Below are 25,470 nucleotides of genomic sequence, written 5' to 3' on the forward strand. Positions count from 1 at the left end.
CGCGGTGGGGCCCTTCGTCGTTTCCGGCCACCACGTCCCGAACAGGATGGTAGCGGCGGCGATAGTATCTCTACCGATACTATCTCCTGAGGGGCATTCTCATGCGTCGATTCATCGGGCGGGACCGGGAGCTGGGCGTGCTTCGGAACGCCTTTCAGGAGGTTCGAGATGCCGTCGGATCGCCGAAACCAGGTCAGTGCATCCTCATGCGGGGGAGGCGACGGGTCGGCAAGTCCAGCCTTGTCGAGGAGTTCCTCCGGCGCACCGAGGCCCCGCACCTCTTCTTCACCGCGGCGGGCGGCACCGCGGAGGACGAACTGACGGAACTGCTCGACTCCGTCGTCAGATCCACTCTGCCGGAGCGCGAACTGTTCGCGGAGGAGAGCCCCGAGCAGTGGAACGCGGCGTTCAGGCTGCTTGCCGAGGTCCTGCCTGACGACAGCCCGGCCGTGGTCGTCATGGATGAGGTTCCGTATCTCATGGACCGCATCGACGCCTTCGAGGGCATGCTCCAGCGGGCGTGGGATCGCCTGCTCAGCCGTAAACCCGTACTGCTCCTGCTGGTCGGATCCGACCTGTCGATGATGGAGACGCTGAACAGCTACGACCGCCCCTTCCATCAGCGGGGCCGGGAAATGGTGGTCGGGCCGCTGAACCCTGCCGACATCGGCGAGATGCTCGGGCTTGAGCCGGCAGCCGCTTTCGACGCCGCCCTGGTCACGGGCGGTCTTCCGCTGATCTGTGCGGAGTGGCGGCCTGGAGCGGATCTCTGGGAGTTTCTCCGCGACTCGCTGGACAACCCGATTTCGGCGCTTCTGGTCTCCGCCGAGCGGTCGCTGGCCGCGGAGTTCCCATCGCAGGCGATGAGCAGGGAGGTTCTGCGGGCCATCGGATCCGGGGAGCGAACCTTCACCAACATCGCGCGCGCGGCCGGTGGGATCGCCCACACCACCCTCACCCGTGCCACGGATGTCCTGACGGAGAAGCGGGTGGTGGCCGCCGAGCTGCCACTCTCACTGCGGCCGTCGAAGGAACGCCGCTACCGAGTGGCCGACCCTTACCTGCGTTTCTGGCTCGCGTTCCTGGATCCGCACATGGCGGAGATCGAGCGGATGCGGGGAGATCTCACGCTGAGCCGGATCAAGGAGCGGTGGACGAGCTGGCGGGGGCGTGCCATCGAGCCCCTCGTCCGGGAATCCCTCGCCCGCCTCCTGCCGGACGCGCTCCTGCCCGCCGCCCCGGCGATCGGCGGGTACTGGACCCGCAGCAACGACGTCGAAATCGACCTGGTGGGTGCCGACCGGCAGCCGGTGGCCAAGCAGTTGCTCTTCCTCGGCTCGGTCAAGTGGCTCGAGAACTCGGCGTTCGACAGCCACGACCTGGCCGCCTTGCAGAAGCACCGGGCGGCGATCACCGACGAGCCCGTGCCGCTCGTGGCGGTCTCTCGCAACGGAGTCAGTTGCTCAGGACTCCAGGCGGCGTACGGCCCCGAGGGACTGCTCAGCGCCTGGCGCAGAGCGTAGGAAGTGGCTTCTACCACTGACGCCGTCCGCCTCAGCGGACGTCGATCCGCCGCTCCACGCTCACCTGGTCGAACTCCGAGACCCGCACGGTGACCTTCATGGTCCAGGTCCCGGCGAGGGGCAGGTTGACGAAGCTGTTGGCCCAGTAGCCGCCCTGGTCGGTCAGGCCGGCGTCGAGGGGGCCGATGTCCTGGGCGGGGAGGGTGAAGGAGACCCGCAGTTCGGGCACCGCCGACAGGCCGCCGTCCGGGCCGAGCACCACGGCCTGGAGGGCGTTGTCGCCGACCCGGCCGGGGTCGAGGGTGAGCTGGACCTTGCCGGCGCCGCCCGGGACGCCGACGTCGAAGGGGACCGTGACGGCGACGGTGCCTCCGGTGCGCGGCGCGGCCTCGGCCGCCTCGGCCACGGCCCGGCCCGGCAGGGTCGAGGTGAGCACGGTCGTGATCACCAGCACGACCACTCCGACGGTGGCCTCGGCCAGCACCGAGCGGCGCAGGGCGCGGCGCCGGGCGTCGGAGGGCGGGGACGGGGATGGTGGGGGCGGGGACGGTGGGTCGGGGAGGCTAGGGCCGCCTACGGGCTCCGGGACTCTTTCCCGTACGGCCGTCTCCGTCTCCGCCGTCGCCAGGCGGGCCGTCCATCGGCGGGACACGGCCGCCGCCGCGAGGAGCAGGGCGACCGCGATGAGCTTGAGGGTCAGGAGCCTGCCGTACGTCGTGCCGGTGAGCGCGTCCCAGGAGCCCAGGCCGCGCCAGGACTGGTAGACGCCGGTGACGACCAGGACGGTCACCGAGGCGAGGGCGAGGCGGGAGAAGCGGGTGACCGTGTCGGGGGTGAGGCGGTCGCGGCGCAGGGTGAGGAGCAGGGCCGTGAGGCCGCCGAGCCAGACCGCGGTGGCCAGGAGGTGCAGTACGGCGGAGGTCATCGCCACCGGTACCTGGATCCCGGCCGAGGCGTGGTCCGACGCCGCCCAGGTCAGGGCGAGTCCTACGGCGAGGACGGCCCCGGGGACACCGCTGGGCTCGCCCCGCCTTGACCTCCGTACGAGATACGCCGCCGCCAGGAGGAGCAGGGCCAGCCTGGTCAGCAGGGTCAGGCCCGGGCGGCCGGTGAGGGTGTCGGTGAGGGCGTCGGGATTCAGGGCCGCTGCCGGGGACTCGCCGGTTTCGTACGGGGCCCGGAGCAGCAGCAGGGCGACGGTCGTGGCCACCAGGGCCCACCAGCCGAGCAGGAGCGGCGTGCGGAGGGCCTGGGGGTCCGTCGGCCGGCATACGGCGACGAAGGTGGCGGTGCCGATGAGCAGGGCCGCCGCCAGGTAGGCGAGATACCGGGCGATCTTGTGGAGGGCGGCGGTGGCCGGATGCTCGGTCGGACCCGTGTCCACGGCCACCGGCACGGCCGACGGCTTGCCGACCGAGAACGTGAACGCGCCCGACACGGGGTGGCTGTCCGCCGACACCACGCGCCAGGCCACGGTGTAGGTGCCCTGGTCCAGGCCCCGGGGCAGCGTGACGCGGGCCGTGCCGTCGCCCTTGGCGTGCTCGGCCTCCCCCACGCGCAGGCGCCTGCCGTCCGGGCCCAGGACGCGTACCGAGTCGTCGAGGAGCCCTACGGACTCGGTGAAGGTCAGGGTGAGCTGACGGGGGGCCGTGGCGAGGACGGTTCCGTCCTCGGGGTCGGTGCCGCTGAGGGCCGCGTGCGCCGAGGCCGGGGCCGTGCCGCCGAGGAGGAGCAGGACCAGCACGGCTCCCAGCAGCACCAGCCCTTGAACTCCGCGCCGTCGGACCACGTCGTCTCTCCGTCTTCCCCGGTCTCCGCCACGAGGATAAGTACGCACCGCAGGCGCTCCGCGCTCACCAGGTCGGACGGGCTCCGCCCGCCCGAAGAGACGCGCCACGTTGGCCGTACGTCCCGGCCCACGAACGGCAGGCCCCCGCGCTCACCCCGCCGGACCAGCGGCATCCGCACCGCCCGCGACCGACCCCCCACGTCGGCCGCACCGACGCCCCTCCGTCCCGTCCACGTACGGCAGGCGCTCCGCGCTCGCCCCGACGGACGGAACAAGTCCACCGCGAAGAGAGCCTCCCCGTCAGCCGGGCCGACCCGAGTACGAACGACGGGCCCCCGCCCTCACCCCGTCCGGCCGGCGGCATCCGCACCGCCCGCGACCGACCCCTACCACTCGGCCACACCGACGCCCCCGTCCCGCCCCACGAACGACAGGCCCCCGTACTCACCCCGTCCGATTCCTGTGGGCATCCCTCTCCCCCGGCCCCCGCCTCACCACGTCGGCCGGGCCGACGCTCCTCCGTCGACGACGAGGTCGTGGCCGGTGATCCAGGAGGCGAGCGGGGAGGAGAGGAACACGCAGGCGTCGCCCACGTCCTCCGGGCGGCCGAGGCGGCCCACGGCCGTGGCCTCGTTCCAGCGTCGTACGCCCTCCGGCCAGGACCGGGCCAGTCCGTCCCGTTCGATCAGGCCCGGGGAGACCGTGTTCACGCGGATGCCGTCGCGGCCGTACTCCAGCGCCGCGGAGCGGGCGTGCATCACCACCGCCGCCTTCGCGGCCGCGTAGTGCGCGTGCCCCTGTGCCGGCATCCGGGCCTCCACCGAGGCGATGTGGGTCACCGAGCCGCCGCCCCGCCCCCGCATGACCTTGGCGGCGGCCTGCGTACAGGCGAACACGCTGGTCAGGTTGGTGTCCAGTACCGCCCGCCACTCGGCCGCGGTCATCCCGGGCAGGTCCCGGACCGGCTGTACGCCCGCGTTGTTGACCAGCGCCGTCAGCCGGCCGCCACCCCACTCGGCGGCCTCGCGGACCACGCGGTGGCACTCCTCCTCGACGGTCAGGTCCCCGCGCAGCACGACGGAGTCCCCCAGCTCGGCGGCCAGTTCGCGCGCCGCGTCCACCGCCGTACGGCAGTGCAGGGCCACCGCCGCGCCCTGCTCGGCGAAGCGCAGGGCGATGCCGCGGCCGATGCCGCCGCCGGCTCCCGTGATGAGGGCGACCTGGCCCTGGAGCAGCTTCATGGGCGGCACAGTTCCATGATCCGGGCGGCCTCGTGGGGATAGCGGGCGAGGAGGTGCTGCGCGTCGCCGTGCTCGTAGTCCTCGTAGGTGAAGCCGGGGGCCATGGTGCAGCCGAAGAAGGTCCAGGTGCCGCCCGCCACGACCCGGGCGCCCATCCAGGTGCCCGCGGGGACGGTCAGCTGCGGTTGCTGGCCGTGCAGGATGTCCGGGCCCAGGACGGCCGTGCGGGAGCTGCCGTCGGGGTCGAGCAGCAGCATCTCCAGGGGGTCGCCGAGGTAGAAGTGCCAGACCTCGTCGCCGGTCAGCCGGTGCAGTGCGGAATAGTCGCCCGGCTCGGCGGTGAGCAGGGCGACTATGGCGGTGCCCGCGGGTCTGCCGTCCGGGAGCGCGGGCCCTTCCCAGGTACGGCGGAACAGTCCGCCCTCGCGGGGGATCGGCTCCAGGCCGTAGTGGGCGACGAGGTCTTCCGGGGTCACCCGGGGAAGGCTATCTCCCGGCGCAGGAAGGCGAGTTGGGCCTTCTTCTCCGGCAGGTACACGTCCGGGAGGTCGATCTCGGGGAGGGTGACGAGCGGTCCCGCCTCGAAGCCCTGCCGCAGGAAGCGGGCGACGGCCTTCTCGTTCGCCACATCGGGGTCGACGACGACCCGCCGCCGGTCCAGGCCGATGAGGGCGTATGAGGTGATGGCGCCGAGCAGCGCGGCCGTCCAGCCGCGGCGGCCGCCCTCCGCCGCGGCGGGCGCGAGCAGCAGGTGGACGCCGATGTCGCCGGGTTCGACGTCGTAGCACTCGCTGACCCGGTCGGCCTCGGGCTCGTAGGTCTGCAGCAGCGCGGCCGGGACGCCGTCGCGCCGGACGAGGTAGGCGTGGTGGGTGTCGAGGGCGTCCAGGTGGGCGTAGACCTCGGCGACCTGGTCGCGGGTGAGGCCGTTCATGCCCCAGAAGGAGGCGCGTTCCTCGCTCACCCAGGAGTGCACGACCTCGGCGTCGGCCTGCGGGTCGAGGCGCTGGACGTGCACGGTGCCGAAGCCGTCGACCCGCTCCTCGTACACCGTCTCGCGGGTGTCAGACATCGGTTTCCTTCTCCAGTCGGTCGAAGTCCGTGACGACGGGGACGAGCTCTCCCCGTGTCCACAGCGGCAATTGGTCGCGGTGGTGGGGAGTGCCGGGCACCCCGGAGGCACCGAACGGCACGACCCACAGGCTGTGTTCGCGGCGGTCCAGGTCCCAGACGTACCGGGCGGCGGGGCCGCGGGCCGCGAGGTCGGTGATGCCGGGCACGGCGGAGGTGCACAGCACGCAGTCGTGGTCGCCGGAGAGGGCGGGCTCGTCGTACTCGGCGGGCAGCGCCCGCCAGGGGGCGAGGCGGTGGGTGTCGCCCCAGACTCCCTCGGGCGGCCGGGCGGCCACCTCCTCCACGGCCGCGCGCACGGCTTCCGGCCGGTCGATGCCGTACAACTCCTCGGCGCGCAGCAGGTGTTCGAGGGCGAAGCCGATGCGCGGGACGAGGGCGAGCCAGGGGAGCAGGACCTCGGGGTAGGCGGGCGGGGTGGTCAGGGCGGCGAAGGCGGGGTGCGCGGCGATCCGGCGTACGACCGCGCTGCGCAGCGCCGCGTAGAGGGCCGCGGGCCGGCTGTCCGCGTCCATCCGGCGGTCCCAGGTCAGGAGCGTCTCGCGGAGGCGGGCCGCCTCGGGGGAGAGGCCGTCGAGGGTGGCCAGGCGGTCCAGCAGGGCGGCGGCGGAGGCGAGATGGGTGTCGGTGTGGATGGCGGGCATGTCGCCGGGCGCCCACCGCTTCTTCTCGCTCAGCAGGGCGGTGATGCGGTCGGCGCGGTGCGGCGGGGCGAACTCCACGCCGAGGGGCGTGGCCGGGCCGCGCTGGTTGGCCATCACCGCGACTCCGTCGGCGAGTTCGCCGTACGGCGTCTCGTGCCAGCCCTGCCAGGCGTGGCCGGGCTCCCAGGCGGGGACCAGCCGGGTGCGGTTGGCGGGGGCGCGCAGCGGGACCTTTCCGGCGACGCGGTGGAGCAGGCCGCCCTCGGTGTCGGCGGCCTGGACGACGTTGACCGGCTCGGTCCACCGGTCGAAGGCCCGGTCGACGTCGGCGACCCGGCGGGCCCGCAGCAAGGGGAGGAGGGCGCCGAAGCCGAGGTCGCCGGTGACGCGGGGCGGGTAGCGGAGGCTGACGGCACGGTCGGTGCCGTCGTCGAGGCCCTCGGGACCGCCGATGACGACCGGGCCGCGGTCGGTCTCGATGACCTCGACCTCGACCGGGTCCTCGCCCGCCACCTCGACGGTCTCGGTGTGCCGCGCGGCGCGGGCCCAAGTGCCGTCCGGGCCGAGGGCCTCGATGCCCGCGCCCGTCCGCCGCAGCCGTTCCCGGTACAGGTCCTGGTAGTCGGCCATGGCGTTGGTGATGGCCCAGGCGACCGTGCCGGTGTGCCCGAAGTGGGCGATGCCGGGGACGCCGGGGACGGCGAGGCCGACGACGTCGAACTCGGGGCAGGACAGGTGGATCTGCTGGTAGACGCCGGCGTCCTCGATGAACCGGTGCGGGTCGCCCGCGATGATCGGCTGCCCGGAGACCGTGCGCTCGCCGCTGACCAGCCAGCCGTTGCTGCCGGAGGTGCCGGGCCCGTCGATGGCGAACAGGCCGACAGCCTCCTCGCCGAGGTGCCGGACGGCCTCCTCGCGCCAGAGCTTGGCGGGGAAGCCCGCGAAGAGGATGTGGATGCCGAGCCAGACGCCGAGCGGGGTCCAGGGCTCCCAGCGGCCGGGGGCGCCGACCGGCAGGGCGGCCCCGGCGAGACCTTCGTTGACGCCGTCGACGTACGCCTGGATCCAGTCGGCGGTCTCCGGGTCGCCGTCGGCCAGTGCGGCCCAGCAGCGGCGGGCGGTGTCGTCCAGCCTGGCCCGCCGCACGAAGCGGTCCCAGGCCAGGGAGTCCGGGCCGAGCAGGGCGGCGGAGGTACCGTCGGCGCGCCGGCGCTCCACCTCCAGCTGCCAGGCCCGGTCGAGGGCGGTGACATGGCCCTGGGCGCGGGCGAGTTCGCGCGCGCCGTCGGCCCGCAAATGCGGGATGCCCCAGGCGTCGCGGTAGATCTCGGCGGTCACCTGTCACCCTCCTGTGCTCATGACATGCTTTAGGTTAGCCTTGCCTAAGTTGTTCGTGGCGGAATAGTACGCGAAGGGTGAAGACGCGATGGGGCAGGGGCACGGTTGGCAGGGCACTGTCCTGAAACTGATGGGCGCCAAGGACTTCGCGTTCACCGTCACCGGCGCCGAGGACGTCTCCCCCGACTACCGGCGGCTGCACCTCAGCGACGGCGGCATGCTCGCGGCGACCGGCGTCCACCCGACGATGTGGGTCCGGCTCTGGTTCACCGACGGGGGCAAGCCGCACCAGCGGGCGTACACGCTGGTCGACCCCGACCCGGAGGCCGGCACCTTCAGCCTGGAGTTCGCGCTGCACGAGGGTGTGGCCAGTGACTGGGCGCGGGCGGCGCGGGCCGGGGACACCATCGAGGCGACGGTCCAGGGCACGGGCTTCCAGCATCCCCGGCCCGAGCCCTCCCACGTCTTCGCGATGGCCGACCCCGCCTCGCTGCCCGCGCTCAACTCCCTGCTGGACGCGCTGGGTTCGGCCCCGGCCACCATCTGGTTCGAGGGCAGCCCGGCCGGACTGCCCTGCCGGGCCGACACCTCCCGGCACGAGCTGCGCACGGTCGCCCGCCACCAGCTGGTGGACGCCGTACGGGCCGACCTGCCCGACCTGTTGAAGGGCACCGACCAGCCGTACGTCTGGATCGCCTGCGACACGGCGACCACCCGGAACCTGTCCGCGTACGTCCGCAAGGAGCTGGGCGTCGCCAAGGACCGGATGCACGCGCTGGGGTACTGGCGCGCGGCCTGAGCCCGGCCGCGGGATCATCGAGCCATGGACGTCACCCTTCACCTCGCCCAGGACCCCGACGCCGACGAGCTGCTCGGCCGCAGTCCGCTCGCCGCGCTGGTCGGGATGCTGCTCGATCAGCAGGTCCCGATGGAGTGGGCGTTCAAGGGGCCCCGGACGATCGCGGACCGGCTCGGCGCGGACGATCTGGAGGCGCACGACATCGCCGCGCAGGACCCGGAGTCCTTCGCGGCGCTGCTGTCGGAGAAGCCGGCCGTGCACCGCTACCCGGGGTCCATGGCCAAGCGCGTCCAGCAGCTGTGCCAGTACCTCGTCGAGCACTACGACGGCAACGCCGAGCTGGTCTGGAAGGGCGTCACGGACGGCACGGAACTACTGCGGCGCCTGGAGGAACTGCCCGGCTTCGGCAAGCAGAAGGCGCAGATCTTCCTCGCGCTGCTGGGCAAGCAGCTCGGCGTGGCCCCCAACGGCTGGCGGGAGGCGGCCGGGTCGTACGGCGAGGCCGGGTCGTTCCGGTCCGTCGCGGACATCACCGGGCCGGAGTCACTGGCGAAGGTGCGCGCGCACAAGCAGGAGATGAAAGCGGCGGCCAAGGCCGCGAAGGCGGACAAGACGTCCAAGGCAGCCGAGAAGTAAGCCGTTCGGCTCACCCTTGGTGGCGGTCCGCGCCGGGCCGTTCTCAGCTTGAACCATGACCGAGGCACCGTCCGGCCCCGCGTGGGGCCCGGAGTACGACGACCGCAAAGTCCACGCGCAGCGCGCCCCCAGAGGCGGGCACGAACCCGAGCCGCCCCTCGAAGGGCCCCTGCACGCCCTGTCCCAGGCCGCCTGGCAGGTCGTCCTGCTCACCGGCGTCGCCTCGCTGATCCTGGGCGTGCTGGTGCTGATCTGGCCGGGCTCCACGCTGCGCGCCACCGGCGTCCTGTTCGGCCTTTACCTCCTGATCAGCGGCGTCTTCCAGCTGGTCGCCGCCTTCGGCACGCACAAGACGACCTCGCTGCGCGTGCTGGGCTTCATCAGCGGCGCCCTGTCGATCCTGCTGGGCCTGTTCTGCTTCCGCGGACCCATGCAGTCACTGCTGCTGCTCGCCCTGTGGATCGGCATCGGCTGGCTGATCCGCGGCATCACCCAGACCGTGGCCGCCGTCTCCGACCCGGGCATGCCCGCTCGCGGCCGGCAGATCCTCCTCGGCGTCGTCAGCTTCGCCGCGGGGGTCGTGCTGATCGTCTCGCCCTTCGAGTCGGTCGCCGTCCTCGTCGTGGTCGGCGGGATCTGGCTGGTCGTCGTCGGCATCGTCGAGATCGTCACGGCGCTGGGCATCCGCCACCGCGCCCGCCAGGTCCCCCACGAGCTGTGAACGGGTACGCCGAGCGGGCGGTTCTCGGGCGCGCCGCGCAGAACGGCGCGGCCGCGCCGGGGAGATGACCTTCCGTGAGCACCGTACGAAGCCTCCGACCGGGCCGGACCTGGCTGCGGACCTTCGTGTTGCTGCTCGCCCTGTGCGTCCCCGCGGCACCCGCCGGACTGCCCCTGGCCCCCGTCGCGGCGGCCACCGAGATCATCGAGTACGACCTCGTGGCCCCCGCCCCCCGGCCGGGAACCGCCCGCCGCGCGCATCGCGCCGCCGCCCTCCCCCCGCGTCCCGCCCCGCGCCCCCGCCCGGCGGCCCTCCTGTCCCCGCCGCCCCCGTACACCCCGCCCGCCCGCCGCTCGGTGGTCCTGCGCTGCTGACAGAACCGGCGCCCCCGGTTCATCCGTCAGTACGACGCAAGGAGCACCCCATGCCCATGGACCCGTACGCCGTCATGCGCGCCCTGCTGCGGGCGGAAGCCGCGCGCAGCGCGCCGAAGCCGCAGGTGAAGCGGGACGAACGGTCCCCGAAGGACAAGAACCGCTGAGCAGTCGGCGGAGGCGGGGCCGTGGCGGCTACCGCCTCCGCCGGGCCGTACCGAAGACCGAACGGGTGATCTCGCGCCCGATCTGGGTGCCGATGGACCGCGCCAGCGACTTGAACATCCCGCTGCCGACGACCTGCTCGACCACCGACGGCTGCGCCTCGGTCCGCGGGGCGGCCTGGGGGGCACGGGCCCGCATCTCGTCCGGCCCCTTGCCCGCGGGCGGCCGCTGCAGGCGCTCGTACGCCGACTCCCGGTCGACGGCCTGCGCATACCGCCCGTACAGCGGCGACGACGTCACCGCCTCGTTCAGGGCCGCGGACTCTACCGGCCCCATCAGGGACTCCGGCGCCCGCAGCCGGGTCGCGGCGACCGGCGTCGGGGCGCCCTTCTCGCTGAGCACGGTGACCACCGCCTCGCCGGTACCGAGCCCGGTGAGCAGCTCCTCCAGGTCGTACGCCGAGTTCGGGAAGGTCTTCACCGTGGCCCTCAACGCCTTCTCGTCGTCCGGGGTGAAGGCGCGCAGGGCGTGCTGGATCCGGTTGCCGAGCTGGCCGAGGACGTCCGCGGGTACGTCCTTCGGGGTCTGCGTGACGAAGAAGACGCCGACCCCTTTCGAGCGAATGAGCCGCACGGTCCGCGTGAGGGAGTCCAGGAAGGCCGGGGAGGCGTCGTCGAAGAGCAGATGCGCCTCGTCGAAGAAGAAGACCAGCTTCGGCTTGTCGGTGTCACCGACCTCGGGCAGATCGTGGAAGAGATCGGCGAGCAGCCACATCAGGAACGTGGAGAACAGCTCCGGCTTGTCCTGTACGGCGGGCAGCTCGAGGACGGAGACCGTGCCGCGCCCGTTCTCGGCCGTGCGGAGGAACTCGGCCGTGTCGAACTCCGGCTCCCCGAAGAAACCGGCCATGCCCTGCGCCTCGAAGGCGGTCAGCGCCCGGAGGATCACGCCCGCCGTGGCGCTGGACAGACCGCCGATGTCCCTCAGCTCCGGCCTGCCCTCGTCCGAGGTCAGGAAGGCGACGACGGCCCTGAGGTCCTTGAGGTCGACCAGTTCCAGGCCCTTGGTGTCGGCGTAGTGGAAGATCAGGCCGAGGGACTGCTCCTGGGTCCGGTTCAACCGCAGGACCTTCGAGAGCAGGAGGGGGCCGAAGCTGGTGATCGTGGCCCGCACCGGGACGCCGTGGCCCAGACCGCCGAGCGCGTAGAACTGCGCGGGGAAGCCGGTCGCCGTCCACGTCTGGTGGACGTCCGCGGCCCGCGCGGTGATCTGGTCGCCGGGCCGCCCCGGTGCCGAGATGCCCGACAGGTCGCCCTTGATGTCGGCGAGGAACACCGGCACGCCCTGCGCCGAGAGCTGTTCGGCGATCAGCTGGAGCGTCTTGGTCTTGCCGGTGCCGGTCGCGCCGGCGACCAGGCCGTGCCGGTTGAGCATCGGCAGCGGGATCCGGATCTGCGCGTCGGCCAGGCACCGCCCCTCCCACAGCAGGGCGCCCAGGTCGAGGGCGGGGCCGGTGAAGGCGTACCCGGCGGCGATCTCCAGGGCCTCCTTCGACAGGGCGGGGGCGCTCCCGGACTTCTCGGGGGCGGTGGCCGACGGCGTGGCTTCGCGGTCACTCATCTCAGGCACCTATCCGAAAATTGAGGTTCACCCCGATTTACAGCGGCTTTTCCAGCGTCGCACTCGGTCGCCATGGCTGCGCCCGGAACGTCTGGACCGGTAGGCTTTCCGTGTGATCTTCAAGCGCATCGGAAACGGCCGGCCGTACCCCGACCACGGCCGGGAGAGCACCCGGCAGTGGGCGGACGTCGCACCGCGCCCGGTCCGCCTCGATCAGCTCGTGACGACCAAGGGCCAGCTCGACCTGGAGACTCTGCTCGCCGAGGACTCCACCTTCTACGGCGACCTGTTCGCGCACGTGGTGAAGTGGCAGGGCGATCTGTACCTGGAGGACGGTCTGCACCGGGCCGTGCGTGCCGCGCTGCAGCAGCGCCAGGTGCTGCACGCGCGCGTCCTGGAGCTGGACTGACGGAGCCGGACCGACGCCGGATCGGGTGACGGTCCGGTGAAGGGTTGACCCTTTTGGGTTCTCTGCCCGGCGTCCAATGATCATCTAGTAGGAATCACCGCTCCGGCGCACTACGCTGCGCCCATGAGCATGCTGACTCCCCCTGGCATGGGCGGCCAGTACCGGATCACGGGGGACAAGTACCCGCGGATGCGCCGACCGCGGCGACGCGGCAGGCTCGTTCTCCTGGCCGTCGCGTCCGTCACCGCCCTCGGCGTGCTCGGCTGGGGCACGTTCCAGCTCATCGACGTCTTCACCGGCGGCGGCAAGGAAGCCTCCGCGGCCGGGACCCGGTCGGAGTGCGGCACCCGGGCGGCCTCCTCGACGAAGGCCGCCGCCCTGCCCGAGCCGGGCCGGATCACCGTCAACGTGCTCAACGCCACGCCGGTCAGCGGCCTCGCCAAGAAGACCGCGGACGAGCTGAAGAAGCGCGGCTTCCGGATCGGCGAGGTGGGCAACGCGACGAAGGAGTACGACAAGAAGATCAAGGGCACCGGGCTGCTGCTCGGCCCCTCCGCCGCCCTGGACACGTCATTGCCGGTGCTCGCCACCCAGCTCCCCGGCGCGGAGCGCCGCACGGACGCGGCCCGCAAGGGCACGGCGGTGGACCTGATCCTGGGCACGGGCTTCAAGAAGCTGACGCCAAAGGCGGACGCAGACAAAGCCCTGACCACCCTGACCAACCCCAAGCCGAAGCCGGCCACGGCGAACAAGTCCTGCTGACAGGCACGGTCAGCGGCAACTCCCTGGGGCGCGGGAAACCCGCCCAGGGGCGCGGGGAACTGCGCGACGAGCCACGACGGTGCCGCAGCCGCCCCGCGACCCGCACCCCTACGACGAAAAGGCGCCCCGCGTCACTACTCCGCCGCGCCGTACATCCGGTCACCCGCGTCGCCGAGCCCCGGCACGATGTACCCGTGCTCGTTGAGCCGCTCGTCGACGGAGGCCGTCACCACCGTCACCGGCGCCCCCGCCAGCTCGCGTTCCATGACCTCGACGCCCTCGGGCGCGGCGAGCAGCACCACCGCGGTCACATCGTCGGCGCCGCGCTTGATCAGCTCCTGGATCGCCGCGACCAGGGTGCCGCCGGTGGCCAGCATCGGGTCGAGGACGTACACCTGGCGCCCGGAGAGGTCCTCCGGCATCCGGGTGGCGTACGTGGACGCCTGGAGCGTCTCCTCGTTGCGGATCATGCCCATGAAGCCCACCTCGGCGGTCGGCAGCAGCCGCACCATGCCTTCCAGCATGCCGAGGCCGGCCCGCAGGATCGGCACCACCAGGGGGCGGGGGTGGGACAGCTTGACACCCGTGGTCCGCTCGACCGGCGTCCGGATGTCGACCTGTTCGGTGCGCACGTCCCGGGTGGCCTCGTAGGCGAGCAGGGTGACCAGCTCGTCGGCGAGGCGGCGGAAGGTCGCGGAGTCGGTGCGCTGGTCGCGCAGCGTGGTGAGCTTGTGGGCGACCAGGGGGTGGTCGACGACGTGGAGACGCATGTCCCTAACAGTAACCGGGCCACCGCGCCCCTCGCGCTGGCATCAAACCGCCCGCCGAAGGGAACGCGGAAGGGACGTACGGAGGGGTGTGCACATGTCTGACAGGAAGTCCCGGGAGGACTGCGACCAGCAGGAGACCGACGCGCAGCGCCGCCGGCGCCGGGCCCAGTTCCTGCGCGACCTGGCGGAGGCCCGCGAGCTGCGCGACCGGGTCCAGCCGCGGCGCGCCAAGGCCGCCCGGCTGCGCCACCACATGCGCATGCGCACCTTCCGCTGGTGACCGCGGCCCGCTGACGGCCCGTCCGATGCGTGCGCCACGCCGGGCGCCGCGTACGATCCCGCTCGTGGACGATCAAAACGGGCGGACACAGGGAGCCGAAGACGTCCCCTGAACGCTCCGTTTCTGCCACGATTCCGAGTGGGCGGGGCTCGGCGCACCGCACTCCCGCCCACAGACTCCGCCGGGGGGACCCCCAACCGGCACGCCTATGACCAGTGGGAGAGTCACGGTGTACTTCGCCGCACTGCTCGCGCGCACCGAAGACGGGTGGGAAGCGAGCGACACAGAGCTGGACGATGTGGAGACCTTGTCGGACCTGGCCGACCTGGCCCGTGAATCCTCGCCGGAGGACGACACGGTGCTCGTGCTCATCGAGCAGGAGGACGCCTGGTTCGGCGTCGTCCGGATCGACGGCGAGGACGACCCTCGTATCTACGTCTCGGACGCCGCCGCCGCTGCCCGCAGCAGCTACGGCGAGATCCTGCTCACCGACGAACTGCTCGGAAAGGAGCCCGGCGAGGGCGACCCCGATCTGGACACCCTCGACCTCGACGGCACGGAGGAGCCGGACGGCGACTCCGACGACGAGCCGGCCGCCCCCTCCGCCGACGCGGTCCCGCACAGCCCGGTGGGCGACAGCGAGATCCTCGACGACCTGGGTGTCAGCGAGAAGGAGCTGAAGAACCTGGCCGTCGACGCGCTGAGCGCCATCGCCGAGGCTCTGGGCGCCGCGGAGGTTCTGGAGACCGTCCGCTGACCCCCACCCTCCCCACGGGTCCCCCGGACCCGGTACGCGACCGCTGGCGGGGTGCGATGCGACTCGCCCTGGGCCAGGCCGAACTGGCCGTCCGGGGCGGGGACGTTCCCGTCGGCGCCGTCGTGCTGTCCGCGGACGGCACGACCGTGCTCGGCGCGGGGCACAACGAACGCGAGGCCGTCGGCGACCCCACCGCGCACGCGGAGGTGCTGGCGATCCGCAGGGCCGCCGCACGGACCGGCGAGTGGCGGCTGACCGGCTGCACGCTCGTCGTCACGCTGGAGCCGTGCACCATGTGCGCCGGCGCGCTGGTGCAGTCACGGGTGGACCGGGTCGTCTACGGCGCCCGGGACGAGAAGGCCGGAGCGGCGGGTTCCCTGTGGGACGTCGTGCGCGACCGGCGGCTCAACCACCGCCCCGAGGTCGTCGAGGGCGTGCTCGCCGAGGAGTGCGCCCGGCTGCTCACGGACTTCTTCCGGCACCGGTGACGGGCCCCGATTATCGATTTTTGAGCAGTGCCCACCGTGCTGTAAGGTCTCCCTCGGTAGCGTGTCCGAGCGGCCGAAGGAGCTCGCCTCGAAAGCGAGTGTGGCGCAAGTCACCGAGGGTTCAAATCCCTCCGCTACCGCTCCGGGAAGGGCCTCGTCGCAAGACGGGGCCCTTCATCTGTTCGGTTACACTCACCGCCGGCAACAGCGGGCCCGACGGGGGCGACAGGCGCAGGGGAGGCCGCAGTGGCGGTGAATTCGAAGAAGATCGCCGTCTATGTGCTCGTGGTCTTCGTGCTCTACCTGATCATCACGGACCCTGCCAAGGCCGCCGACTACGTGCAGATAGGGTTCGAGGGCATATCGGACGCCGCCAAGGCCATCGGCGACTTCATGACGTGGGTCGCCAACGGAGGAGAAGAATGATCCGCCACCTGGTCCTCTTCAAGCTCAACGAGGGTGTCCGGCGCGACGACCCGCGAGTCCTGGAGGGCGAGAAGGCCTTCCGGTCGCTGGAGGGCACGATCCCCGAGATCCGCTTCTGGGAGCTCGGCTGGAACCTCAGCGACCGCCCCATCGCCTACGACTTCGCGATCAACTCCGCCTTCGACGACGCCGACGCCCTGCGCCGGTACGCGGAGCACCCCGAGCACCAGGCGGGCGTGGCCCTCTGGAAGGAGTTCGCCACCTGGGTGATCGCGGACTACGAGTACTAGACCCCGCGCGCCGCACAGCCCCTCGCCGTACCGGTGAGGGGCATTTCTGCGTCTTATGGGCTCTTTATTCCTCAACACGGTGTTATGCGGTGCTTGCACACAGTGCACATGTCTTGTGATGCTATGACCGCTTTTGACGGATGAGTTGATGGATCACGAGGTGGAGTTGACCGTGCCGGCCAGTACTGCGCCTCCCCGAGAAGCGGCCCCCGAAGAACCGGCGGCAGCCGCCCCGCGCAGCCGCGGTGCCGACACCCGCGCGCTCACCCAGGTGCTCTTCGCCGAGCTCAAGGAGCTCCAGCCGGGCACGCCGGAGCACAACCGGGTGCGCGGGGCGCTGATCGAGGCCAACCTCCCGCTCGTGCGCTACGCGGCCGCCCGCTTCCGCTCCCGCAACGAGCCGATGGAGGACGTGATCCAGGTCGGCACCATCGGTCTGATCAACGCCATCGACCGCTTCGACCCGGACCGGGGCGTGCAGTTCCCGACCTTCGCGATGCCGACGGTGGTCGGCGAGATCAAGCGGTACTTCCGCGACAACGTCCGCACGGTCCACGTTCCGCGCCGGCTGCACGAGCTGTGGGTGCAGGTCAACAGCGCCACCGAGGATCTGACGACCGCCTTCGGACGCTCCCCGACCACCGCCGAGATCGCCGAGCGGCTGCGCATCAGCGAGGAGGAGGTGCTGTCCTGCATCGAGGCGGGACGCTCGTACCACGCCACCTCGCTGGAGGCCGCCCAGGAGGGCGACGGGATGCCCGGACTGCTGGACCGGCTCGGCTACGAGGACCCCGCGCTGGACGGCGTGGAACACCGCGACCTGGTCCGGCACCTGCTGGTCCAGCTCCCCGAGCGGGAACAGCGCATTCTGCTGCTGCGCTACTACAGCAACCTCACCCAGTCGCAGATCAGCGCGGAACTCGGTGTCTCCCAGATGCATGTGTCGCGGCTGCTCGCGCGTAGCTTCCAGCGGCTGCGGTCGGCGAACCGGATCGACGCCTGACCGAAAGCGCGAGCGAACCGTCACCGGGACGAGCGAATCGCTCACCAGGGCCCTTCCCGGCGGTTTCGCGCCGATAGACCGTCAGACCCCTTGTTTCCAGGGCGGATTCACGTCTGACATGTCGACATGTCACTACAGCGTGTTGCCGACATGTGACATTCTGCGGGAAGCGCGTTTGCCGCGGCTTCGGCTCCGGTATTCAGGTGAAGGCTGCGTTCCTCAGTGGGAGCGTCCGCCCCGACCGTCCCGCGACCCAAAGGGGGTGGCATGTCCGCAGATCAGGGCAGCTCGAAGGTGCTCACGCTCACGAAGAGCGAGGGTGCGCCCGCGCTCGACGACGTAACGGCCCTTGTCGAGGCCGCGCCGGCCCCGGCCCTCCCGACGTCGGGAGCCATCGACACCCGCACCCTGTCCCGCTCCCTGTTCCTGCGGCTCGCCGCGCTGGACGAGAACAGCCCCGAGCGTGCGTACGTCCGCGACACACTGATCGAGCTGAACCTCCCGCTCGTCCGGTACGCGGCGGCACGCTTCCGCTCCCGCAACGAGCCGATGGAGGACATCGTCCAGGTCGGCACCATCGGCCTGATCAAGGCGATCGACCGGTTCGACTGCGAACGGGGGGTGGAATTCCCGACGTTCGCGATGCCGACGGTGGTCGGGGAGATCAAGCGGTTCTTCCGGGACACCTCGTGGTCGGTCCGGGTGCCGCGCCGGCTGCAGGAGCTGAGACTGGCCCTGACGAAGGCCAGTGACGAGCTCTCCCAGAAGCTGGACCGCTCCCCCACGGTCACCGAACTCGCCGCGGTGCTGGGCGTGTCCGAGGAGGACGTGGTCGACGGCCTGGCGGTCGGCAACGCCTACACGGCGTCCTCGCTGGACTCACCGGCCCCCGAGGACGACGGCGGCGAGGGCTCCCTCGCGGACCGCCTCGGCTACGAGGACACCGCGCTGGAGGGCGTCGAGTACCGCGAGTCGCTGAAGCCGCTGCTGGCCAAGCTGCCGCCCCGGGAGCGCCGCATCATCATGCTCCGCTTCTTCGCCAACATGACCCAGTCCCAGATCGGCGAGGAGGTCGGCATCTCCCAGATGCACGTCTCCCGCCTGCTGACCCGCACGCTGGCACAGCTGCGGGACGGGCTGATCTCGGACTGACGCCCGGCCCGATGCGTCGGGCGACGACATGGACACATGGCCGCGGAGGCGCCCTGACCGGCGCCTCGGCGGCCGTCGTGCGTCCGGGGCAGGAGTGCGGATGAGGTGAGCCGCCCGGGCTACATCAGCGCGAGCCAGGCCACCGCCGCGATGACCGCGACGGCGACGACGACACCGACGATCAGGCCGATGCGGGGGCCGGAGGAGGCGGCCGCCGGCTGACGCCCCTGGGGGGCCTCGTCGACGAACGCGCGGAACATCTGGGTGCTGCCGGCGGGGTCGTAATTGCCCTGGGGGCCCTCGGTGTTAGCCATGGGCCGAAACCCTAGCGAATACGGGGGTCCGGCCCAAGTGCGGGGCCCGCAGGGGCCCCTGGGTTCCGGCGGCCGGACACGAAGACCGCCGACCGGCAGCCTCCGGCGCGTTTACGATTGCAATACTTGCCTTTGCCAACTTTTGAGCCGCACCCCCCGTCATTTCGTTTGCCTGTAGCAACCAACAGCTTCTATGGTTGCCCTAAGCAACAAATACTCCCGGGAGGAGTGCGATGGCCGAGCAGGCGGCGTACGAGGAGCTCGTCCGTCAGTTCAGTGCCTTCGGTGCCGTGAAGCGGGAGCTGGGGCGGGCGCTGCCGTCCGACTGCCCGGGCGGTTCCGCCGCCGTGCTGACGCTGCTGGAGCGCCACGGCGACATGCGCATGAGCAAGCTCGCGGACCTGCTCGCCGTGGACATGTCGGTCACCAGCCGTCACGTGGCCCATGTCGCCGAGCGCGGCTGGATCGACCGCTCCCCCGACCCGGCCGACAAGCGCGGCCGCATCCTGCGCCTCACGCCCGCGGGCCGGGCCCGGGTCGAGGAGCTCGCCCGGTGCACCACCCGGCTGCTCGCCGAACGCCTGAGCGACTGGACCGACGACGAGGTCACCCAGCTCACGCTGCTCATGGCCCGGCTGAGGCGCTGCTTCGACGAACAGTCCCCCCGTACACCCGCGATCACCACGTAAGAGAAGGAAGTCCATGGCAACGACCACACCAGCCGGTGTGCGGGCTCATGCCAAGCACTCAGGAGGCTCCGGCGAGGCCCCCATGACGCATCGGCAGATCATGGAGGCGCTCTCCGGGCTGCTGCTCGGCATGTTCGCCGCGATCCTGTCCTCCACCATCGTCTCCAACGCGCTGCCCGAGATCATCCAGGACCTCGGCGGCGGGCAGAGCGCGTACACCTGGGTCGTGACCGCCGCGCTGCTGTCGATGACGGCGTCCACACCCCTGTGGGGCAAGCTCGCCGACCTGGTCAGCAAGAAGGCCCTGGTCCAGATAGCCCTGGTCGTCTACATCATCGGATCGGTCGTCGCCGGTCTGTCCCAGAACGCCGGGATGCTGATCGGCGCCCGGGTGATCCAGGGGCTCGGCGCCGGTGGTCTGACCGCGCTCGCCCAGATCATCATGGCCGCGATGATCTCCCCCCGGGAGCGCGGCCGTTACTCCGGCTACCTCGGCGCGACCTTCGCCGTCGCGACCGTGGGCGGTCCGCTGATCGGCGGTGTCATCACCGACACCGACTGGCTGGGCTGGCGCTGGTGCCTGTACGTGGGGATCCCGTTCGCGCTGATCGCCCTGTTCGTGCTGCAGAAGACGCTGCACCTGCCGGTGACCCGGCGCAAGGTCAAGGTCGACTGGGCCGGTGCCTTCTTCATCACCGCGGCCGTCTGTCTGCTGCTGGTCTGGGTCACCTTCGCGGACGACAAGTACGCCTGGCTGTCCTGGCAGACCTACGCGATGGTCGGCGGCGCGCTCGCGCTCACGCTGGTCTTCCTGTTCGTGGAGACGAAGGCCGCCGAGCCGATCATCCCGCTGTACCTGTTCAGGAACCGCACGATCACGCTGGCCTCGCTCGCCTCCCTGCTGGTCGGTGTCGCGATGTTCGCGGGCACGGTCTTCTTCAGCCAGTACTTCCAGCTGGCGCGGGACAAGTCCCCGACCATGTCGGGCGTCATGACCATCCCGATGATCGCCGGCCTGTTCGTCTCCTCCACCGTCTCCGGCGCGGTCATCACCAGGACCGGCAAGTGGAAGTCCTGGCTGGTCACCGGGGGTGTGCTGCTGGCGGCGGGCCTGGGGCTGCTGGGCACCATGCGCTACGACACCCCGTATTGGCACATCGCCGTCTACATGGCGGTCATGGGCCTCGGCATCGGCATGATGATGCAGAACCTGGTGCTGTCCACGCAGAACCAGGTCGCCGCGCACGAGCTGGGCGCCGCCAGCTCGGTGGTCACCTTCTTCCGGTCCCTCGGCGGCGCGATGGGCGTCTCGGCGCTCGGCTCGGTGATGTCGTCCCGGATCAGCCACTACGCCACCGACACCATCGGCTCGCTCAGCCCGCAGGAGCAGTCCGCCGCGGCCGGCGCCGTGGGCTCCGGCGAACTGCCCGACATGGACGCCCTCCCCGCGCACATCCGCACCTGGCTGGAGAGCGCCTACGGACACGGCATCGCCGACATCTTCCTGTACATCGCCCCGATCGCCTTCCTCGCCTTCCTGGTGACGCTGTTCATCAAGGAGGTCCCGCTGCGGACGTCCGGGGCGCTGGCGCAGGCGGCGGAGACCACGAAGCCGGAAGCGGCTCCCGCGGCCCCTGCCGTCGAGGAGGACACGGTGCAGGAGGAGACAGTGCAGGTCACCGGTGGATCCGTCGCCGTGCGCGGATTCGTCCGCGGCGCCGAGAGCGCGCCCGTGCCGCGGGCCGCGGTCACGCTGATCTCGCTCTCGGGACGGCAGCTCAGCCGCTCGGTGGCGCAGGCGGACGGTGCCTACGGTGTCGACGCGCCGGGCGCCGGCTCGTACGTCCTGATCGCCTCCGCCGACGGTTACCAGCCGCAGGCGTCCACCGTCGTCGTCGGTGAGGAGCCGTTGGCGTACGACATCCTGCTCAGCGGCACCAGTGGGCTGAGCGGTGTGGTGCGGGCGGCCGACGGGGCGCTGCCGGTCCAGGACGCGATGGTGATCGTCACCGATGTGCGCGGGGACCTGCTGGCCACCGCAGCCACCGGGGAGCAGGGCGAGTTCGCCCTCGGCGAGCTGGTGCCGGGCACGGTGACCCTCGCGGTGAACGCCGCCGGGTTCCGGCCACGTGCCCTGCCCGTCGAGATCGGCGGCACCGGCGTCACCCGGATCGAGGTCGACCTCGACTCCGGCGCCCAGGTCCAGGGCGTCGTACGGGCGCCGCACGGTCCGCTGGCCGACGCGCGGGTCACCCTCGTGGACGCGGCGGGCAACGTCGTCGGCACGGCGACGACCGGGGCGGACGGGGCGTACGCCTTCACCGACCTGGACGGCGGCGACTACACGGTCATCGCGACGGGATACCCGCCGGTGGCGTCCGCCCGGACCGTGCACGGTCCCGGCGTCGACGACCACGACATCGAACTCGCCCACCCCGGCGAGTAGGACAGGCCCCGGCCCGTGGAGCGCGCTCTGAGCGGAGGTGCGTTCCACGGGCCGGTTTCATGCGAGGAGTTGAGATGGGACTGACCGCGAGGATCCGTACCCGGGACGGTTGGGCCGTGTCGCACGCGGTCGTCACGGTGACGGACGGCAACGGCAGCCAGGTGCTGCGCGCCGAGGCGGACGCGGAGGGCGCGGTACGGGATCCGAATCCCCTGGCCCCCGGGGCGTACACGGTCATCGTCACCGCCGTCGGGTACGCGCCCGCCGCGGCGAGCGCGCTCGTCACGGCGAGCGGCCGGGCCGAGGTGGGCACGGTGACGCTGGCCCGGCAGGGCGGGGCGGAACTGCCGCCGCCGGGGGTGTGGACGGTGGACCCGGCGCACTCGTCGGTGGGCGCGGTCGCCCAGCACCTGGGGATCTCCAGCGTGCACGGACGGTTCACCGACTTCTCCGCGACCGTCGAGATCGCTCCGGGCGACGTCACCGGGTCGCGGGTGGAGGCGGTGATCCGGGCGTCGTCGATCGACACGGGGAACGCCCTGCGGGACGGGCACCTGCGGTCGCCGGATTTCCTGGATGTGGAGCGGTTCCCGGAGATCACCTACCGCTCGACGGGCCTGACCGCGGCCGGTACGGATCGCTGGACGGTCCACGGGGTGCTGGAACTGCACGGTGTCGTACGGCCGGTGGACCTGGACCTGGCGTATCTGGGGACCGGGTCGGATCCGTGGGGCGGGACCAGGGCCGCGTTCCGGGCCACCGCCGAGCTGCGGCGCGAGGACTTCGCCATGCACTACAACCAGGTCGTCCAGGCGGGGATCGCCGCCATCGGCACGACACTGCGGGTGGAACTCGACGTGCAGGCGGTCCAGGGGGGCACGCTGCCGCAGGCCTAGGCTGGGCGCATGGCACCGAACATCGCGACCAACACCGCTGTCTCGCTGACCGAGTTGCTGGACTTCGTACGGCCGCGTCATCGCGCGATCCTGCTGACGCGGCGGGCCGACGGGAGCCCGCAGGGGTCGCCGCTGACCTGCGGGGTGGACGACTCCGGGCGGATCGTCGTCTCCACCTACCCGGAGCGGGCCAAGACCCGCAACGCCCGGCGGGATTCGCGGGTCAGCCTGATCGTGCTGAGCGACGACTGGAACGGGCCGTGGGTGCAGATCGACGGCACGGCGGAGGTCATCGACTGCCCCGACTCCGTCGAGCCGCTGGTGGAGTACTACCGGAACATCGCCGGGGAGCATCCGGACTGGGACGAGTACCGGGCGGCGATGGTGAAGCAGGGCAAGTCGATCATCCGGGTGACGCCGCAGAGGTGGGGGCCGGTGGCGACGGGGGGCTTTCCGGCGCGCCTCACAGACAATTCCTAGCCTGCTCTCGCCACCATCGCCTCGATGCCCGCCACCAGCAGGTCAAGGGCGAAGACGAAGTCCCGTTCCAGCATCTCCTCGACCGTGTCGCCGCCCCGGGCCGCCATGATGTCCTTGGCCTCCTCGACGACCTCCGCGGTGGACGGGGTCTCGCTCACCGTCGTCATGGCGTGCTGGAAATAGGCGTCGGGGGTCATGCCCGCGTCCTGGACCCGGGCGAAGAAGTGGCCCTCGATCGTGCCGTAGCCGTACACGAACTGGAAGACGGCCGAGATCGCGCCCGTCACGCCCTCGGCCGGCAGCCCCGTCCGGCGGATGACGCGCTGGACGACCCGGGAGAAGGCCAGGGAGTTGGGCCCGATGTTGAGGTAGGTCCCGGCCAGCGGCGAGATCCAGGGGTGGCGTACCAGCAGGGCCCGGTACTCGCGGGCCAGCGTGCGCAGTTGGTCGCGCCAGTCCTCGTCGGCCTCCGGGTCGGGGAGCCGGAGTTCGCCGTAGACCGTGTCGAGGGCGAGTTCGAGGAGGTCGTCCTTGGTGTCGACGTACCAGTAGACGGACATGGCCGTGACGTTCAGCTCGGCGGCCAGCCGGCGCATGGAGAACTTGGTGAGCCCCTCCGCGTCGAGCAGCCGCACGGAAACCTCGGTGATCCGGTCCCGGTCGAGCCCGGAGGGCTGCCCCCCGCCGCGGCCGCCGCGGCGCCCCTTGCCCTCCAGCCAGACGCTGGCCCGCTCGGCTGCCTTCACCATGGCGCACCTTCCTGGACGTGCTGCACGGGGGTCGTGTTCCCCGAGTCTGCCCGCTCCGCCCTGCGCAGCAACGCCGCCGCGACCAACCCGCCGAGCAGCACGGCCACCGCTCCCACCAATTGGCTGCTCTCCAGGCCGGAGGCGAACGCGTCCCTGATCTCACCCCTGCGGGCCTCGCCGTCCGCCGCCGCCATCGCCGCGGGGAAGGAGGACGCGGCCACCGGGACCAGTGCCGCGAACCGGGAGGTGAGCACCGCCCCCAGCACGGCCACGCCCAGGCCCTGCCCGAACTCCGCCACGGTCCCGTTGATCCCCGCCCCGATGCCCGCCTTCTCCGGCGGGATCGAGCTCATGATCGCGTGCGCCATCGCCGGGTTGGCGACCGCCGCACCGGCCCCTATGAGGAGCAGGCCGAGCAGGGTGCCGGCGTACCCACTGGAGGCGAGCAGGGCGATGGACGCCAGGCCGCAGGCCATCAGGGCCATGCCGACCCCTATGGCGGCCGGGTTGCCGAGCCGGGCCGCCCACTTCGCCGCAACACCGGTGAAGTTCAGCGCCACGATCACGAGCGCGAGCGGTGCCGTGCGCAGCCCCGCCTCCAGCGGGCCGTAGCCGAGGACGAACTGCATGTGCTGGGTGAGCAGGAAGAGCGAGCCGCCCATCCCGAAGGTGATCAGCACCGCGCCCGCGATGGCGCCGGTGAACCGCTGGTTCTTGAAGAAGTGCAGGTCGAGCATGGGGTACGGGATCCGGCTCTCCCAGTAGGCGAAGGCCGCCAGCACGGCGACGGCGACGGCCGCCGACCCCAGCACCCGGGCCGACGTCCAGCCGTGCTCGGGCCCGGAGATGATCGCGAAGACCAGGGAGGCCATGCCGATCGTCGACAGCAGGGCGCCGAGCAGGTCGGGCCGGTCGCCTCGGGGGTTCTTCGACTCGGGGACCAGGGTGACGGCCGCGACCAGGCCCAGCACCACGACCGGCAGGTTGATCAGGAAGATCGCGCCCCACCAGAAGTGGTCCAGCATGAAGCCGCCGAGCAGCGGGCCGCAGGCGAAGCCGAGCGCGTTGACCGCGGCCCAGATGCCGATCGCCTTCGCGTGCTCCTCGGGGGCGAAGATCTGCATCACGACGGCGAGCGTGGTGGTCAGCAGCAGTGCCCCGCCCACGCCCATCCCGGCCCGCGCGGCGATCAACTGGCCGGTGGTGTCGGCGAGTCCGGCCGTCAGCGAGCCCGCGCCGAACAGGGCCAGTCCGGTGATCAGCATCTTCTTGCGGCCGTAGCGGTCGGCGGCGCTGCCCGCGGTGAGCAGCAGTCCGGACTGCACCAGCGAGTACGCGTTGATCATCCACTGGATGTCCGAGGTGGCCGCGCCCAGCTCGCTGGTCAGCGAGGGGATGGCGACGTTCAGGACGGTGTTGTCGAGGACGACGGTGAGCTGGGCCAGGCAGATGACGCCGAGGATGAGCCAGCGCTGGGGGTGGCCCTGGGAGACGGTGGCGGGTGCGGGAACGGACATGCTGTACACCGTAGAACAGCTCTCATACGGTGTACAGCACGTTCTTCCGGCTGCCGCGGTG

At 71.6% G+C, this 25,470-nt stretch carries 28 protein-coding genes and 1 tRNA gene; 19 read left to right on the forward strand and 10 right to left on the reverse strand.

The annotated features are described in order from the left end of the window. Window positions 1-101 precede the first annotated feature (101 nt). Window positions 102-1,523, forward strand: a complete 1,422-nt coding sequence (locus ACWD11_RS26030) for an ATP-binding protein (RefSeq protein ID WP_451285826.1) — start codon at window positions 102-104, stop codon at window positions 1,521-1,523. A 31-nt stretch (window positions 1,524-1,554) separates the two neighbouring features. On the opposite strand, the gene ACWD11_RS26035 is transcribed toward ACWD11_RS26030, so the two are convergent. The 5 genes from ACWD11_RS26035 to ACWD11_RS26055 form a co-directional block, all read right to left on the reverse strand. After that, a complete protein-coding gene (locus ACWD11_RS26035) occupies window positions 1,555-3,282 on the reverse strand; it encodes a copper resistance CopC/CopD family protein (RefSeq protein WP_451286010.1) in 1,728 nt (575 codons plus the stop codon). A gap of 521 nt (window positions 3,283-3,803) precedes the next feature. Continuing rightward, window positions 3,804-4,553 (reverse strand): SDR family NAD(P)-dependent oxidoreductase, encoded by a 750-nt coding sequence (locus ACWD11_RS26040; protein WP_451285828.1) that lies wholly within the window; start codon window positions 4,551-4,553, stop codon window positions 3,804-3,806. Next, window positions 4,550-5,029, reverse strand: coding sequence for a cupin domain-containing protein (locus tag ACWD11_RS26045; RefSeq protein WP_389416483.1), 480 nt, complete (start codon window positions 5,027-5,029; stop codon window positions 4,550-4,552). Before ACWD11_RS26045 ends, ACWD11_RS26040 begins: the two co-directional genes overlap by 4 nt. Continuing rightward, entirely contained in the window at window positions 5,026-5,625 is a 600-nt protein-coding gene (locus ACWD11_RS26050) for a GNAT family N-acetyltransferase (protein WP_451285830.1), read from the reverse strand. The genes ACWD11_RS26045 and ACWD11_RS26050 overlap by 4 nt, the downstream gene beginning before the upstream one ends. Further along, complete coding sequence (locus tag ACWD11_RS26055) at window positions 5,618-7,666, reverse strand: penicillin acylase family protein (protein ID WP_451285832.1); 2,049 nt, start codon at window positions 7,664-7,666, stop codon at window positions 5,618-5,620. The genes ACWD11_RS26050 and ACWD11_RS26055 overlap by 8 nt, the downstream gene beginning before the upstream one ends. An 88-nt stretch (window positions 7,667-7,754) precedes the next feature. Here ACWD11_RS26055 and ACWD11_RS26060 point away from each other — a divergent pair, with 88 nt between their 5' ends. The 4 genes from ACWD11_RS26060 (at window position 7,755) to ACWD11_RS26075 (ending at window position 10,196) form a co-directional block, all read left to right on the forward strand. Beyond that, window positions 7,755-8,465, forward strand: coding sequence for a siderophore-interacting protein (locus ACWD11_RS26060; RefSeq protein WP_451285834.1), 711 nt, complete (start codon window positions 7,755-7,757; stop codon window positions 8,463-8,465). Window positions 8,466-8,489: 24 nt separating this feature from the next. Further along, entirely contained in the window at window positions 8,490-9,101 is a 612-nt protein-coding gene (locus tag ACWD11_RS26065) for an HhH-GPD-type base excision DNA repair protein (protein ID WP_451285836.1), read from the forward strand. A gap of 55 nt (window positions 9,102-9,156) precedes the next feature. Then, window positions 9,157-9,822 (forward strand): HdeD family acid-resistance protein, encoded by a 666-nt coding sequence (locus ACWD11_RS26070; protein WP_389416488.1) that lies wholly within the window; start codon window positions 9,157-9,159, stop codon window positions 9,820-9,822. 74 nt (window positions 9,823-9,896) lie between these two features. Continuing rightward, entirely contained in the window at window positions 9,897-10,196 is a 300-nt protein-coding gene (locus tag ACWD11_RS26075) for a hypothetical protein (protein WP_451285838.1), read from the forward strand. A 195-nt stretch (window positions 10,197-10,391) separates the two neighbouring features. Here ACWD11_RS26075 and ACWD11_RS26080 read toward each other — a convergent pair whose 3' ends face one another. Next, entirely contained in the window at window positions 10,392-11,981 is a 1,590-nt protein-coding gene (locus ACWD11_RS26080) for a helicase HerA-like domain-containing protein (RefSeq protein WP_451285840.1), read from the reverse strand. Between the two features lie 112 nt (window positions 11,982-12,093). Between ACWD11_RS26080 and ACWD11_RS26085 the strand changes: the two genes are divergently transcribed. Then, window positions 12,094-12,390: a type II toxin-antitoxin system VapB family antitoxin gene (locus ACWD11_RS26085; protein WP_003999914.1), complete on the forward strand. Its 297-nt coding sequence runs from the start codon at window positions 12,094-12,096 to the stop codon at window positions 12,388-12,390. A 123-nt stretch (window positions 12,391-12,513) separates the two neighbouring features. Then, entirely contained in the window at window positions 12,514-13,152 is a 639-nt protein-coding gene (locus ACWD11_RS26090; RefSeq protein ID WP_451285842.1) for a LytR C-terminal domain-containing protein, read from the forward strand. Between the two features lie 134 nt (window positions 13,153-13,286). Here the strand turns inward: ACWD11_RS26090 and upp are convergent, their stop codons facing one another. Further along, window positions 13,287-13,922, reverse strand: coding sequence for a uracil phosphoribosyltransferase (gene upp, locus ACWD11_RS26095; protein WP_451285844.1), 636 nt, complete (start codon window positions 13,920-13,922; stop codon window positions 13,287-13,289). A 94-nt stretch (window positions 13,923-14,016) separates the two neighbouring features. On the opposite strand from upp, the gene ACWD11_RS26100 reads away from it, so the two are divergent. From ACWD11_RS26100 to ACWD11_RS26135, 8 genes are all read left to right on the forward strand, one after another. Continuing rightward, the gene (locus ACWD11_RS26100; protein WP_451122795.1) at window positions 14,017-14,202 is read left to right on the forward strand and encodes a hypothetical protein; all 186 of its coding nucleotides are present in this window, start codon (window positions 14,017-14,019) and stop codon (window positions 14,200-14,202) included. Between the two features lie 229 nt (window positions 14,203-14,431). After that, window positions 14,432-14,959, forward strand: coding sequence for a tRNA adenosine deaminase-associated protein (locus ACWD11_RS26105; protein ID WP_389416996.1), 528 nt, complete (start codon window positions 14,432-14,434; stop codon window positions 14,957-14,959). Window positions 14,960-15,015: 56 nt separating this feature from the next. Next, window positions 15,016-15,447, forward strand: coding sequence for a tRNA adenosine(34) deaminase TadA (gene tadA, locus ACWD11_RS26110; RefSeq protein WP_389416493.1), 432 nt, complete (start codon window positions 15,016-15,018; stop codon window positions 15,445-15,447). A 55-nt stretch (window positions 15,448-15,502) separates the two neighbouring features. Then, window positions 15,503-15,587, forward strand: a tRNA-Ser gene (locus tag ACWD11_RS26115). A 106-nt stretch (window positions 15,588-15,693) separates the two neighbouring features. Further along, on the forward strand, window positions 15,694-15,873 hold the full coding sequence (locus ACWD11_RS26120) for a hypothetical protein (RefSeq protein WP_389416509.1): 180 nt from the start codon (window positions 15,694-15,696) through the stop codon (window positions 15,871-15,873). Next, the gene (locus tag ACWD11_RS26125) at window positions 15,870-16,163 is read left to right on the forward strand and encodes a Dabb family protein (protein ID WP_389416510.1); all 294 of its coding nucleotides are present in this window, start codon (window positions 15,870-15,872) and stop codon (window positions 16,161-16,163) included. The genes ACWD11_RS26120 and ACWD11_RS26125 overlap by 4 nt, the downstream gene beginning before the upstream one ends. A 148-nt stretch (window positions 16,164-16,311) precedes the next feature. Beyond that, window positions 16,312-17,166 carry an RNA polymerase sigma factor SigF gene (locus ACWD11_RS26130; protein ID WP_389416511.1) on the forward strand — a complete coding sequence of 285 codons (855 nt, stop codon included), beginning with the start codon at window positions 16,312-16,314 and terminating at the stop codon, window positions 17,164-17,166. Between the two features lie 267 nt (window positions 17,167-17,433). Continuing rightward, window positions 17,434-18,318 carry an RNA polymerase sigma factor SigF gene (locus tag ACWD11_RS26135; protein WP_389416512.1) on the forward strand — a complete coding sequence of 295 codons (885 nt, stop codon included), beginning with the start codon at window positions 17,434-17,436 and terminating at the stop codon, window positions 18,316-18,318. Between the two features lie 119 nt (window positions 18,319-18,437). On the opposite strand, the gene ACWD11_RS26140 is transcribed toward ACWD11_RS26135, so the two are convergent. Further along, window positions 18,438-18,632, reverse strand: a complete 195-nt coding sequence (locus ACWD11_RS26140) for a hypothetical protein (RefSeq protein ID WP_389416513.1) — start codon at window positions 18,630-18,632, stop codon at window positions 18,438-18,440. Between the two features lie 233 nt (window positions 18,633-18,865). Between ACWD11_RS26140 and ACWD11_RS26145 the strand changes: the two genes are divergently transcribed. The 4 genes from ACWD11_RS26145 (at window position 18,866) to ACWD11_RS26160 (ending at window position 23,143) form a co-directional block, all read left to right on the forward strand. Further along, window positions 18,866-19,321, forward strand: coding sequence for a MarR family winged helix-turn-helix transcriptional regulator (locus ACWD11_RS26145; RefSeq protein WP_451285848.1), 456 nt, complete (start codon window positions 18,866-18,868; stop codon window positions 19,319-19,321). A gap of 13 nt (window positions 19,322-19,334) precedes the next feature. Beyond that, the gene (locus ACWD11_RS26150) at window positions 19,335-21,767 is read left to right on the forward strand and encodes an MFS transporter (RefSeq protein WP_451285849.1); all 2,433 of its coding nucleotides are present in this window, start codon (window positions 19,335-19,337) and stop codon (window positions 21,765-21,767) included. Window positions 21,768-21,841: 74 nt separating this feature from the next. Then, a complete protein-coding gene (locus ACWD11_RS26155) occupies window positions 21,842-22,663 on the forward strand; it encodes a YceI family protein (protein WP_451285851.1) in 822 nt (273 codons plus the stop codon). 9 nt (window positions 22,664-22,672) lie between these two features. Further along, on the forward strand, window positions 22,673-23,143 hold the full coding sequence (locus ACWD11_RS26160) for a PPOX class F420-dependent oxidoreductase (protein WP_451285852.1): 471 nt from the start codon (window positions 22,673-22,675) through the stop codon (window positions 23,141-23,143). Here ACWD11_RS26160 and ACWD11_RS26165 read toward each other — a convergent pair. Continuing rightward, on the reverse strand, window positions 23,140-23,892 hold the full coding sequence (locus ACWD11_RS26165) for a TetR/AcrR family transcriptional regulator (RefSeq protein ID WP_389416518.1): 753 nt from the start codon (window positions 23,890-23,892) through the stop codon (window positions 23,140-23,142). The two genes, ACWD11_RS26160 and ACWD11_RS26165, sit on opposite strands and share 4 nt — an antisense overlap. After that, the gene (locus tag ACWD11_RS26170) at window positions 23,886-25,409 is read right to left on the reverse strand and encodes an MFS transporter (RefSeq protein ID WP_451285854.1); all 1,524 of its coding nucleotides are present in this window, start codon (window positions 25,407-25,409) and stop codon (window positions 23,886-23,888) included. The genes ACWD11_RS26165 and ACWD11_RS26170 overlap by 7 nt, the downstream gene beginning before the upstream one ends. Window positions 25,410-25,470: the final 61 nt, after the last annotated feature.

This window comes from Streptomyces sp. NPDC002776 (assembly GCF_053592195.1).